At 70.3% G+C, this 10,525-nt stretch carries 13 protein-coding genes; 10 read left to right on the plus strand and 3 right to left on the minus strand.

What is annotated here, in order from left to right; all coding sequences use genetic code 11:
- The first annotated feature begins 45 nt into the window (after positions 1–45).
- The 3 genes from FNH05_RS06525 (at position 46) to FNH05_RS06535 (ending at position 2,447) form a co-directional block, all read left to right on the plus strand.
- Positions 46–687, plus strand: a complete 642-nt coding sequence (locus tag FNH05_RS06525) for an MBL fold metallo-hydrolase (protein WP_144586368.1) — start codon at positions 46–48, stop codon at positions 685–687.
- A 1-nt stretch (position 688) separates the two neighbouring features.
- Positions 689–1,498 (plus strand): fumarylacetoacetate hydrolase family protein, encoded by an 810-nt coding sequence (locus tag FNH05_RS06530; RefSeq protein ID WP_144586369.1) that lies wholly within the window; start codon positions 689–691, stop codon positions 1,496–1,498.
- 310 nt (positions 1,499–1,808) lie between these two features.
- Positions 1,809–2,447, plus strand: a complete 639-nt coding sequence (locus FNH05_RS06535) for an imine reductase family protein (protein WP_246127570.1) — start codon at positions 1,809–1,811, stop codon at positions 2,445–2,447.
- Between the two features lie 16 nt (positions 2,448–2,463).
- Here FNH05_RS06535 and FNH05_RS06540 read toward each other — a convergent pair whose 3' ends face one another.
- Positions 2,464–3,315: a Rieske (2Fe-2S) protein gene (locus FNH05_RS06540; RefSeq protein WP_144586370.1), complete on the minus strand. Its 852-nt coding sequence runs from the start codon at positions 3,313–3,315 to the stop codon at positions 2,464–2,466.
- Positions 3,316–3,446: 131 nt separating this feature from the next.
- Between FNH05_RS06540 and FNH05_RS06545 the strand changes: the two genes are divergently transcribed.
- A complete protein-coding gene (locus FNH05_RS06545) occupies positions 3,447–4,535 on the plus strand; it encodes an amidase (RefSeq protein ID WP_144586371.1) in 1,089 nt (362 codons plus the stop codon).
- Between the two features lie 60 nt (positions 4,536–4,595).
- On the opposite strand, the gene FNH05_RS06550 is transcribed toward FNH05_RS06545, so the two are convergent.
- The gene (locus FNH05_RS06550) at positions 4,596–4,811 is read right to left on the minus strand and encodes a hypothetical protein (RefSeq protein WP_144586372.1); all 216 of its coding nucleotides are present in this window, start codon (positions 4,809–4,811) and stop codon (positions 4,596–4,598) included.
- 150 nt (positions 4,812–4,961) lie between these two features.
- On the opposite strand from FNH05_RS06550, the gene FNH05_RS06555 reads away from it, so the two are divergent.
- The 3 genes from FNH05_RS06555 to FNH05_RS06565 are packed head-to-tail and all read left to right on the plus strand — an operon-like array spanning position 4,962 to position 6,959.
- Positions 4,962–5,393: an XRE family transcriptional regulator gene (locus FNH05_RS06555; RefSeq protein WP_144586373.1), complete on the plus strand. Its 432-nt coding sequence runs from the start codon at positions 4,962–4,964 to the stop codon at positions 5,391–5,393.
- Between the two features lie 4 nt (positions 5,394–5,397).
- Positions 5,398–5,883, plus strand: coding sequence for a hypothetical protein (locus FNH05_RS06560; RefSeq protein ID WP_246127571.1), 486 nt, complete (start codon positions 5,398–5,400; stop codon positions 5,881–5,883).
- Positions 5,880–6,959: an MAB_1171c family putative transporter gene (locus tag FNH05_RS06565; RefSeq protein WP_144586374.1), complete on the plus strand. Its 1,080-nt coding sequence runs from the start codon at positions 5,880–5,882 to the stop codon at positions 6,957–6,959. Before FNH05_RS06560 ends, FNH05_RS06565 begins: the two co-directional genes overlap by 4 nt.
- Here the strand turns inward: FNH05_RS06565 and FNH05_RS06570 are convergent.
- On the minus strand, positions 6,956–7,792 hold the full coding sequence (locus FNH05_RS06570) for a helix-turn-helix domain-containing protein (protein WP_144586375.1): 837 nt from the start codon (positions 7,790–7,792) through the stop codon (positions 6,956–6,958). The two genes, FNH05_RS06565 and FNH05_RS06570, sit on opposite strands and share 4 nt — an antisense overlap.
- Positions 7,793–7,926: 134 nt before the next feature.
- Between FNH05_RS06570 and FNH05_RS06575 the strand changes: the two genes are divergently transcribed.
- The 3 genes from FNH05_RS06575 (at position 7,927) to FNH05_RS06585 (ending at position 10,381) form a co-directional block, all read left to right on the plus strand.
- Positions 7,927–8,931 (plus strand): zinc-dependent alcohol dehydrogenase family protein, encoded by a 1,005-nt coding sequence (locus FNH05_RS06575; protein WP_144586376.1) that lies wholly within the window; start codon positions 7,927–7,929, stop codon positions 8,929–8,931.
- A gap of 100 nt (positions 8,932–9,031) precedes the next feature.
- Complete coding sequence (locus tag FNH05_RS06580; protein WP_144586377.1) at positions 9,032–9,256, plus strand: NfeD family protein; 225 nt, start codon at positions 9,032–9,034, stop codon at positions 9,254–9,256.
- Positions 9,257–9,265: 9 nt separating this feature from the next.
- Positions 9,266–10,381 (plus strand): flotillin family protein, encoded by a 1,116-nt coding sequence (locus tag FNH05_RS06585; RefSeq protein WP_144586378.1) that lies wholly within the window; start codon positions 9,266–9,268, stop codon positions 10,379–10,381.
- The last annotated feature ends 144 nt before the right edge of the window (positions 10,382–10,525 follow it).

Below are 10,525 nucleotides of genomic sequence, written 5' to 3' on the forward strand. Positions count from 1 at the left end.
CAGTCTGGTTGTACAACTTGGTTGCATATTTGGAAAGGGTGAACCATGCAGCTCACGAAGTTCGGGCACGCCTGCGTCCGCGTCGAATCCGCCGGTCAGCGTCTGGTCATCGACCCGGGCGGCCTGACCGACCCACACGCCCTCGACGGCGCCGACGCGGTCCTGGTCACCCACGAGCACTTCGACCATTTCTCCGAAGACACCCTGCGCCAGGCCCTCCAGCAGAACCCGCGCCTGCACCTCTGGACCAACACCGCCGTCGGCGGCAAGCTCACCGACCTCGGCGCACGCGTCACCGTCGTCGGCGAAGGCGAAGTCTTCACCGCGGCCGGCTTCGAGGTGAAGGTCTACGGCACCTGGCACGCGGTCATCCACCCCGACATCCCGCGCGTGACCAACATCGGGTTCCTGGTCAACGGCGCCCTGTTCCACCCCGGCGACGCGCTCACCGTCCCGGACGCAGCCGTCGACACCCTGCTGCTGCCCGTCCATGGTCCCTGGTCCACTACCGGGCAGTTGATCGACTACGTGCGCGAAGTGGCGCCGCGGCAGGTCGTCGGCGTCCACGACGGCGCCCTCAACGACGTCGGCGGCGCGATGGTCGCCGGCTTGCTGGGTGACAACGGCCCCGGCACCGGCAGCCCCTACCAGCGGCTGACGTCCGGCGCGTCCGCCGACCTCGGCTGACGTGCGGTACGCCACCATCCGGCACGCGGGAACCACGGCGGCCGCGCGCGTCGACGGCGGCCGGCTGGTCGTCCTCGACGCCGTCGACGCCGTGGCGGCCATGGCCAGCCACACGCCGGTCAAGGCCGTGACCGAGCTGGATCCGGCCACGGCCGAGTACCTGCCGGTGTCTCCGCGACCTGCGCACGTCCTCTGCGTGGGCCTCAACTACCGCGACCACATCCGCGCGCTGCGCCGGCCGGAACCGGCGTTCCCGGCGCTGTTCGCCAAATTCGCCTCGACCCTCCTCGGCCCAGCGGATCCGCTGGTGCTGCCCGCGGTCAGCGAGCAGGCCGACTGGGAGGCCGAGCTCGCCATCGTGATCGGCCGCCCCGCGCGCGGGCTCGACCCGGCGCAGGCCCGCTCGGTCATCGCCGGGTACACCGTGGCCAACGACGTTTCGATGCGGGACTGGCAGCACCGGACCAGTGAGGCATTGCAGGGCAAGGCGTTCGACCGCTCGACCCCGCTCGGCCCGGTCCTCGTCAGTCCCGGTGCGCTCGATGACGCCCGGGACCTGGCCGTCGTCTGCGAGATCGACGGCCAGGTCCGCCAGCGCGGCACCACCCGAGATCTCCTGTTCCGGCCCGCGGAGCTCGTCGCCTACATCAGCCGGTTCCTGACCCTTCTCCCCGGCGATGTCATCCTCACCGGGACACCGGGCGGGGTAGGCGAGGAAACCGGCACTTTCCTGCGTCCCGGTCAGGTGATGCGCACGACGGTCGAGAGCATTGGGACGTGCGTCAACCCGACCGTCGCGGCGGCACACTGACGTTGTTCGCGCGGTCAATTCGGCCTGGTCGCGCTCGCCGGAGCCGATGCTGTCCTGTCCTGGGCGGGGGACTTGGTCTTGTGGCCGGTGTGGGTGGTGTAGCCGATGCGGAGAACAGTGAGTTGACCAGGCGGTGGGCGTTGGCTGTTTTCTCGCGCCGGCGGCGTGACGCGTTGGCACCGCAGGCGGTGGGGTGCGTGCTGGTCGTCGGCGCCGGAATCGCGGAGATGGGAGGCGAGCACCTTTTCGGTGATGCCGGGCAGCAGGCTGTCTGCTCGACGACGCCTCGGTCGGCGAGACACTGACCGAAGTGGACCTCGCGGGCCGTGATCTGGTCGACCTCACCACCGGAACACCCGCGCAGGCCCGTGCGCTCGCGGAACGGGCCGCGGCGCGCGGCGCCCGGTTCCTCGACGGCGGGATCATGGCGGTACCGCCGATGATCGGTGTTCCCGGTTCGGGCGGCTACGTTTTCTACAGTGGCTCAACCGAACTGTTCGACCGGCACCGGGAAACGCTCGCCGTCCCCGCGGGAACCACTTACGTGGGCGAGGATCCGGGGTTCGCCGCGTTGCACGACGTCGCCCTGCTGAGCGCGATGACGGGCATGTTCGCCGGGATCGCGCACGCGTTCGCCTTGGTGCGCGGGGAAAACGTCGCACCCAAGGAGTTCGCGCCGCTGCTCGCCGGCTGGCTCTCCGTGATGGCCGCCGCCGTGCACAAGGCAGCCGACCAGATCGAACACGGCGACTACACGCGGGGGGTGGCCTCGAACCTTGCCATGCAGGTCGCGGCGAGCGGAACCCTGCTCGACACGGCCGAGGAGCAGGGCGTCAGCGCGGAACTGCTTCTGCCGTACCTGAACCTGATGGAACGCAGGCTCGTCGCGGGGCACGGCGACGAGGACACCACGGGCGTCATCGAACTGCTGCTGAAGGCAGGGCGTTGAGGGACCACGGCACTGCTCAGCCCGTCGCGCGGATCTGGATCTGCCCGTCGGCCACCCGGGTCTCGTAGACGGGCTGGGGGCTGCTGGCGGGCCCGCGCTCGATGTGGCCGTCGGCGAGGCGGAAGATGCTGCCATGCCAAGGGCAGGTGACGCAGACGTCGTCGAAAGCGCCTTTCTCCAGTGGTCCTCCGGCGTGACTGCACACGGCGTCGAGCGCGTGGATCCGTTCGTCCACCCGGTACAGCAGCACCGCCAGGCCCTGCGTTTCGACGCGCCGGGCCTGGCGATCCGCCAGTTCGGCGGCCGGTAGCACCGGGGTCCACTCCGTCGGCGGGGTGTGCCACGCGGTGCGGTTGACGTTGACGCCCCGAACGTACCCGAGGTGACCGCCGAGGTAGGCGCCCGCACCGGCGACGGAGAGCCCCGCCAGACCCAGCAAGCGGCCCGCCCCGCGCCTGCCGCGCAGGCGGGCGACGAGGGACGCCAGGTACAGGCACAGTGCGGTGCTGTTGGCGGCGGCGTGCACGAAGCCGACGCGGGCCTCGGCGCCCAGCGTGTCCGACCAGTCGTTCAGCCCGCTCGCCGCGGTCGGGACCGCGGCCACCGCCCCGGTGGCGACCAGCAGGTCGGCGGCCGGGGCCAGGGTGCGGCCGCCGACGGTGTCCAGCAACGCGGCCATGCTCCACGCCCCGATCGGCACGTCGGTGAGCATCGGGTGCAGGGGGTGGCCGAGATTGGTGCCGCTGAGCAGGTTCCGCACCGTCCGGTGCCGCAGCAGCCTCCGCACCCGCGCGGCCACGGGTTTCGCCACCGCGTCCAGTGCCTCCAGGCGTTCTACGCGGCGGGCCAGCTGGTGCAGCGTGCTCATGGCGGACTCCCGGCGTCGAGGAACTCGGTACCAGCTCAAACCCTTCCCGCTGCGCACGGTTCGAAACGTCACGGGAAGTTCATCTAGGCCAAGCTGAATACCAAGCCATTCATTTCAGCTAATATCCAGACATGAGCCTTCGTCGCCGTCTGTTGCTGCTCCCTCCCGTCGTACTGGTCTGCCTGTGCCTGCTGACCGCGTGCGGGAACGTTTCCCTCGTCGGGCGGCCGTCGCCGGTCACCGCGGTTCCACCGGTCTCGCGCGTCGCCCGCGTCGCGCACCTGACGGTGGCGGGGGTCTCGCTGGCCTACGACGCGAGCTGGGGGCAGCCTGCCGGTGATCCCCGGCAGGAGGTGACGGTCGCGAGCGGGAGCGACGATCACGGTCTGGTGGGCCTGCGCTACATCGAACGGCTCGACGGGCAGCGGCAACGCGCGCTGCCCGAGGTCTTCGCCGCGGTGCGGGACCGGTTGGGCCAGCAGAACAAGGCGTTGGCCTGGGGGTTGGTGACCACGGAGCGGCTGCCCGGCGCGGACCAGGGGCTGGCCGCCGCCTACACGACCTCGTCGCACGGCGTTCCCCTCACCGGCACCATGTACCTGCAGGTGGCGCCCGGGGGAGATGCCTACGTCGCCATGGTCCAGTCCACTCCCGAGTACATCGAGGCCATCCGTGGCCTGCTGGAGCGGGAATCGACGGTGGGGGACACCAATCCCGGGCAGGTGCCGCCGTCCGTCGCGGTGAAGACGGCCGACGTGAACGGCTCCAGCATCGCGTATCCCGGGGAGTGGCCGCAGAAGCTGGACGAGGAGGGAGCGGTCTACCTGTCGTCCACAGCGGACACTTCGCGGCCTTATCGGGGAACCGTCATCGTCGTCACGAAGGGAACCCAGGCCGGTTCCGCCGAGCGGCTGCCGCAGTTGATGGCGCAGCTCTACCAGTACGACAGGGCGAACAACGCCACCGACATCTACCCGCCGGGCGGCGAACTGATCGGCGACGACCCGGAGCAGGTGCGGCTCGACGGGGCGGTGGCGGCGATGCGCCGCACGATGCGGATCGAGAAGCAGGGCGAGGTGGTCTTCCGTGCCGTCGACTACGTCGTCGTCACCGGTGACGGCAAGTTCCGCCCGGTGCGCGTATCCAGCACCGAGGGGCAGGCGGCGTTCGACGCCGCGGACGAAATCTTCCGTACCCGGTCGGCCTTCCGGGAACAGTGAAGCGGCTCCCGTGCGGGAGCCGCTTCATCGTCAGTATCAGTATCAGTATCAGTATCAGTGTCAGTACCAGTTGTGGTTCCAGCCGTGGTATTCCCAGTAGGCATCCGAGCCGGGCCAGACGTCTCGGTAGCCGTAGCAAGAGTCCGCCGTGCACCTGAACGCCGAGTCGGTCGACGATCCGCTGTCCGTGCCGGCCGCGACGGCCGCGCCGATACCGGCCACCAGCAGGCCGGCAGCCATCCCCGAGGCGATCCTCGCCTTGATCTTTCCGCGCATCCTTCCGGATTCCTCCCTTGAGTCCTGTCGCGGAGGAGTGCTCCGCACGAGCGATATTAGCTGAGATGGATGATTGTGTGAAGATTTAGCTGAGATGAACGAGTAAGCTCGTGGGGGCAGGCGAAGCCGGGAGAAGGGATCGGTCTGGACATGCCCCAGTTCGATGCCGGCCGCACGCTCGCCGGGAAGATCGACAAGTTGTTCGAAGTGGTCCGCCGGCCGGACGGGACCCGCTACACCAACGAAGAGGTGGCGCAGGCCTGCCGCGAGGCCACCGGCGAGACCTTCTCCACCACCTACCTCTGGCAGTTGCGCACCGGTAAACGCGACAATCCGACCAAACGGCACCTCGAGGCGCTTGCCCGGTTCTTCCAGGTGCCGCCGTCGTACTTCTTCGACGACGAGCAGAGCGCGAAGCTGGCCGAGGAGTTGGCGTTGCTCGGTGCGCTGCGCGACGCCGGGATCCGCGCGATCGCGTTGCGCGCGGTCACCCTGTCCCCGGACGGGCAGGCGGTGATCAAGGACATGGTCGACGCGATCGCCCGCAGGGAAGGCGACCGGAAGTCCGGCGGGAAGGACTGAGCGGATGCGCGGGCAGGGGGGACAGTGGCGGCGCTGCCGTCGGCTCGCGGCGGCCGTGCCGATGCCGGTCCCGTTCGACCAGGACCGGTTCCTGGCCGGGATCGCGGAGCTGCGCGGCCGCCCGATCGAGGTGCTGCCCAGCGCCGTGGAAGTCCCGTGCGGGTTGCTGGTGTCCACCGACGCCACCGACTACATCCTGGCGCCAGGGAACACCTCCTCGCTGCACCGGCAGCACATCGTGTTCCACGAGATCGCGCACCTGCTGTGCGGGCACGGCGATGGCGTCACGGTGCCCGCTCCGGTGCTGCCGGGCCTGCCCGCCGACCTGGTCCGGCGCGTCCTCGGACGCAGCGCCTACACCGATCCCCAGGAACGCGAAGCCGAACTCGTCGCCACCTTCCTCACCCAGCGCCTCGCGGGCCCGGCACCCCGGGAGTACTCCGGCGAACTCAAGGGGCTGGGCGAGGCGTTCGGCGGCCCATCGAGGTGATCATCGCCTATCCGGCGGGGGTCGTGGCGTTCTGCCTGATCACCTACCGGTTGATCCGCTCGGGCTATCCCGGCGTGCGGTACCTGTGGTGCCTGATCGCCTGCCTGGCCACGGGCATGGCCCTGACCACCCCCGACGCGGTCGACCTGCTCGACCACGGGCATTCGGTTCCGATGCTCACCACGCTGGCCAGCGACGACCTGAAGATCCTGGCGCTGGGCTTCCTCATCCTGTTCCTCGGCACACTCCGCCGCACCATCCGCCACCGCCGGACGGTGATCGTGGCGGCCGTGGCCACCGTCGCGGTGGAGACCGTGCTGTTCCTGCTCGCCGCACCGGATCCGGTGGATGGCGACCTGGTGGTGGCTCCGGGAAAGGTCGGCGTCTTCGCCGCCTACCTCGGGGTGTTCGTGGGGTACGGGATGGCGAACCTTCTCCTGTTCACGATGGCCATCGCCGCCCCCGTCCGCCGCGCCACCGGGCCGCTTCGGGTGGGACTGATCCTCATCACCGCGGGCAGCGTCGCCGGGATCTGCTGGGCCGCCTGGGCGGTCAGCGACATCGTGGCCCTGTTCCGGTACGGCCGGATCGTGCTGGCGGAGGACGCGGTCTCCGCCGTTCTCGGGGTCACCGCGATCGGGCTCGGGGCCGTCGGCGCCACGGTGGGCCTGTGGCACGGCAACCTCGCCGCGCTCGTCCGGGCCCGTCGGGCGCGGCGGGAGCACGCGCGGCTCGAACCGTTGTGGCTGCTGGTGTCCACCGCCGCGCCCGGCGTCGTGCTCGAGCCGAGGCTGCGCGTGCGGTACCGGAACGCGGAGTTCGCGCTCTACCGCCGCATCATCGAGATCCGCGATGGTTATCTCGCGCTGCGCGAGCACTTCCCGCCGGAGGCGAGCGGCACGACGGCCGCCGACGAGGCGGCCATGCTGGTCGCGGCGGCCGAGGCGCGACGTGAGGGACGGCGCTATCCGGCGGAGAACCAAGGCCCGCAGCCGCGCGTCGAGGCAACGATGGCGGGTGAGGTGGCCTGGCTCGGCCAGGTGGCCGACGCTGTCCGTGTTCTCCGCGCTTCCTAGGAGAGCCGTTCTGGAAGTGGCCGCCATACGGCCCCTTCGGAGCGGCGGCGCGCGGCCCTGAGCCGGAGCCGTTCGGCGGTTTCCTCGTCCGCGGGCAGGAAGGCCTCCAGGTGGAGTTCGGCGAGCGTGACATCGGTGGCGGTGGCGAACGAGGTCAGCAGCGTGATCAGGCGCAGTTCCCCGTCGGCCGAGGCGAGCCGCAGGGGCACGGAGAAACCGAGGTGGCCGGGGCCGGCCGGGACGCGGGGAAGGTAGGCGGCGAGTTCGGCGACGAACCCGTCCAGCCCCGGATCGGGGCTCCGCCGTGCCCGGGCACGCAGGTTTTCCACGACATGCCGCCCCCATTCGCCGAGGTTGCCGACACGGCGGGCCATCCCGTCCGGGTGGAGCATCAGCCGCAGCAGGTTGACCGGCGGGGTGAGCAGTTCGGGTGCCGCGCCCTCGGTGAACACCTCGACGGCTTCGTTGGCCGTCACGACCCGCCCGTACGGTGCGAGGACGAGCGCGGGATAGGGCAGGTGGCCGCGCAGGATCTCGTCGAGGGCGGTGCGGACCGGGCGCAGCGCCTCTTCGTCCAAAGAGGACTCGGTGAAGGCGGGGAGGTAACCGGCCGCGGTGAGCAGGTCGTTGCGCTCGCGCAGCGAGAGGCCCAGCGCCTCGGACAGCCGGATCACGATCGGTCGTCCCGGCCGGGATCGCCCGCTTTCGATGAAACTCACGTGCCGCTGGGTGGTGTCCGCCAGTGCGGCGAGGTCCAGCTGGCTCAGCCGCCGGATCCGGCGCCAGCGCTTCAGTTCCACGCCGATACCGGCCTGCTCGGTTGTGCTGCTCACCAGGTGGTTCTACCCGTTCCTGGGCCCCTCCGCGATTCCCTCGAAGGAATTGCCGCGCCTGCCTTTCGGTCGCAGTATCGGCGTCCGGCGCCGATCCCGTGGCGCGAAACCCCTGATCCCAAGGAGTACTGGCGATGAAGAGTTACCACCTCGATCCCGCGGGCCTGACCCTCCGTGAGCACGAAGAGCCCGAGCCGGGACGGCGGCAGATCGTGGTCCGCATGCGGGCGAACGCGATCGGCTACCGCGACCTGATGGTGCTGGCGGGCAACTACCCGCTGCCGATCCGGCCGGGGGTGGTGCCCGGCTGCGAGGGCGCGGGCGAGGTGGTGGCCGTCGGTGCGGACGTGACCCGGGTCCGGCCGGGAGACCGGGTGGCGGCCACCGTCTTCCCGCGCTGGCTCGACGGGCCCTTCCGGCGTGACGACGCGGCGCAGCTCGGCACCATGCTCGACGGTGTGCTCACCGAGTGCGCCGTGCTCGACGAGGACGGCGTGGTGCCCATCCCGGAACACCTTTCCTTCGAGGAGGCCGCCGCGTTCCCGCTGGCGGCGGTGACCGCGTGGAACGCGCTGAGCGGCAGCGGCGCCCTCCGTCCCGGCGCGACCGTGCTGGCGCTCGGCTCGGGCGGGGTGTCGCTGTTCGCGCTGCAGTTCGCGAAGCTCGCCGGAGCCCGGGTGATCGTCACGACCTCCGGTGCGGAGAAGGCCCGGCGGTTGCGTGACCTCGGCGCGGACGAGGTGATCGACTACCGCGCCGAGCCCGTCTGGTGGCCGCGGGTGCGCGACCTGACCGGGGACGAGGGCGCCGACTGCGTCGTCGATGCGACCGGGCCGCTGGAGCAGTCGCTGCGCTCGGTCGCGTTGGGCGGCGAGGTGGCGCTCGTGGGCTACTGGCTGTCCGGCGCGGAAGGCGCGCGGCCGGTGGAGCCGGGGCTGCTGTTCGGCTCGGGCGCGGTCGTCCGTCCCGTGGCCACCGGCAGCCGGGCGCACTTCCGGGAGTTGAACCGGGCGGTGGCGGCGCACCGCCTGCGTCCCGTGCTGGACCGGGTGTTCCCGTTCACACAGGTCCGCGAGGCCTTCGAGTACTGCGAGGCGGGAGGCGGCTTCGGGAAGGTGATCATCAGCCACGCGAGCTGAAGCGGCGAGAAGCCGCGCGCCGTTATCGAAAACACCACTGCCATGAGCGTGGCCGAGGAGTAGGTTGATCACCGGTCGAAGTCGAGCCGGGAGGAATGCCGTGGCCAGGGATGCCTCGGCCGTGGGGCGGGTCGGTGAGCTCGTGCACCCGACGCGGGGCGCGGACGGCCCGGGCGAGGTCAAGGTCAGGATCCGGGGTGCCTCCGAGATCTACCTGGCGTGGTCGGAGGAACCGCTTCCGGCCGGAACCGCCGTGCTCGTCGTCGAATCCCGCGGAGCCCGCACCGTCGACGTCGTCCCGTGGTCATCACCTCTTCCCGATTAGGAGACAACGATGTTCGGCTATCACGTTCCGGCGCCCGACGAGGCGATGCTGATTTCCGGCGGAAAGGGCGGTCATGACGGCAGCCCGTTCCGCGTGGTGACCGGGCACGGAGCCTTCGTGATGCCCTTCTTCCGCAAGGTCCGTTACATGACGCTGGCGATGGCCGAAGCGGAGGTGGAAGAGGTCTGCGTGAGCCGACAGGGGATCGCGCTGAACGTCCGCGCGGTCATCGCGTTCAAGGTCGGCAACGACGAGGAGAGCATCATCAACGCCGCGCAGCGGTTCCTGTCCGACCAGGACCAGATGACGGTGCTGACGGGGCGCATCTTCGCCGGTCACCTGCGCTCGATCGTGGGCTCGATGACGGTCGAGGACATCATCACCGAGCGGCAGAAGCTGGCCACCGAGGTGCTCGACGGGTCCAAGGCCGAGATGGCCAAGATCGGCCTCACCGTGGACTCGCTGCAGATCCGGTCCATCGACGATATGAAGATCGGCTACATCGCCGCGATGGCCGCCCCGCACAACGCCGAAATCCAGCGGAAGGCGAAGGTCGCGCAGGCGCAGGCCGATCAGGCGGCGGTCGAGGCGGAGCAGGAATCCCAGCGACGCCAGGCGGAATACGCGCGCCAGACCGCGGTCGTGCAGGCCCAGTACAAGGCCGAGGTGGACCGGGCGCAGGCCGAGGCCGCGCAGGCCGGCCCGCTCGCGCAGGCCGAATCGCAGCGCGAGGTCATCGCCATGCAGACCGAACTCGCGCAGCGCGAAGCCGAACTGCGTCAGCAGCAGCTCGTCGCCGAGGTCATCAAGCCGGCGGACGCGGAGGCCGAGCGGGTCCGCATCCTGGCGCAGGCCGACGCGGAGAAGATGCGCATCCAGGCCGAGGCCGCGGCGTCGTACAACCGGGTCGCGCTGGACCGCATGCTCATCGACCAGCTGCCTCAGATCGTGCGCGAGGCGGCACAGGGACTGGCGGGGGCGAACGTGAACATCCTCAACGGTGCCGACGGCCTGGGCGAGCTGGCCTCCGGACTGGTCGGCCAGGGCATGGCGATCCTCGATTCGGTGAAGAGGGGGCTCGGCAGCGGCGGCAAGCCGGAGATCCAGAGCGGCGAACAGCAGTGAAAGCCTGCCGTGAAGACATCCCTGGGTTTTGGTTGTCAAGCGGCGGTTTGCTGGTGTTGGTGGTGTGTCCAGGCGGTGGTTTCGTTGTAGGGGGTGTGGGTTTTGAGGCATCCGTGGAGGATGCCGACGAGTCGGTTGGCGAGT

It is taken from the genome of Amycolatopsis rhizosphaerae (assembly GCF_007713715.1).
Lineage (GTDB): Bacteria > Actinomycetota > Actinomycetes > Mycobacteriales > Pseudonocardiaceae > Amycolatopsis_E > Amycolatopsis_E rhizosphaerae.

Excerpts from the sequence above, each read along its gene's own strand:
- FNH05_RS06550 (WP_144586372.1), bottom strand. The coding sequence starts at position 4,811 with ATGCGCGGAAAGATCAAGGCGAGGATCGCCTCGGGGATGGCTGCCGGC.
- FNH05_RS06585 (WP_144586378.1), top strand. The coding sequence starts at position 9,266 with ATGTTCGGCTATCACGTTCCGGCGCCCGACGAGGCGATGCTGATTTCC.
- FNH05_RS06560 (WP_246127571.1), top strand. The coding sequence starts at position 5,398 with ATGCGCGGGCAGGGGGGACAGTGGCGGCGCTGCCGTCGGCTCGCGGCG.
- FNH05_RS06525 (WP_144586368.1), top strand. The coding sequence starts at position 46 with ATGCAGCTCACGAAGTTCGGGCACGCCTGCGTCCGCGTCGAATCCGCC.
- FNH05_RS06555 (WP_144586373.1), top strand. The coding sequence starts at position 4,962 with ATGCCCCAGTTCGATGCCGGCCGCACGCTCGCCGGGAAGATCGACAAG.
- FNH05_RS06545 (WP_144586371.1), top strand. The coding sequence starts at position 3,447 with ATGAGCCTTCGTCGCCGTCTGTTGCTGCTCCCTCCCGTCGTACTGGTC.
- FNH05_RS06575 (WP_144586376.1), top strand. The coding sequence starts at position 7,927 with ATGAAGAGTTACCACCTCGATCCCGCGGGCCTGACCCTCCGTGAGCAC.
- FNH05_RS06540 (WP_144586370.1), bottom strand. The coding sequence starts at position 3,315 with ATGAGCACGCTGCACCAGCTGGCCCGCCGCGTAGAACGCCTGGAGGCA.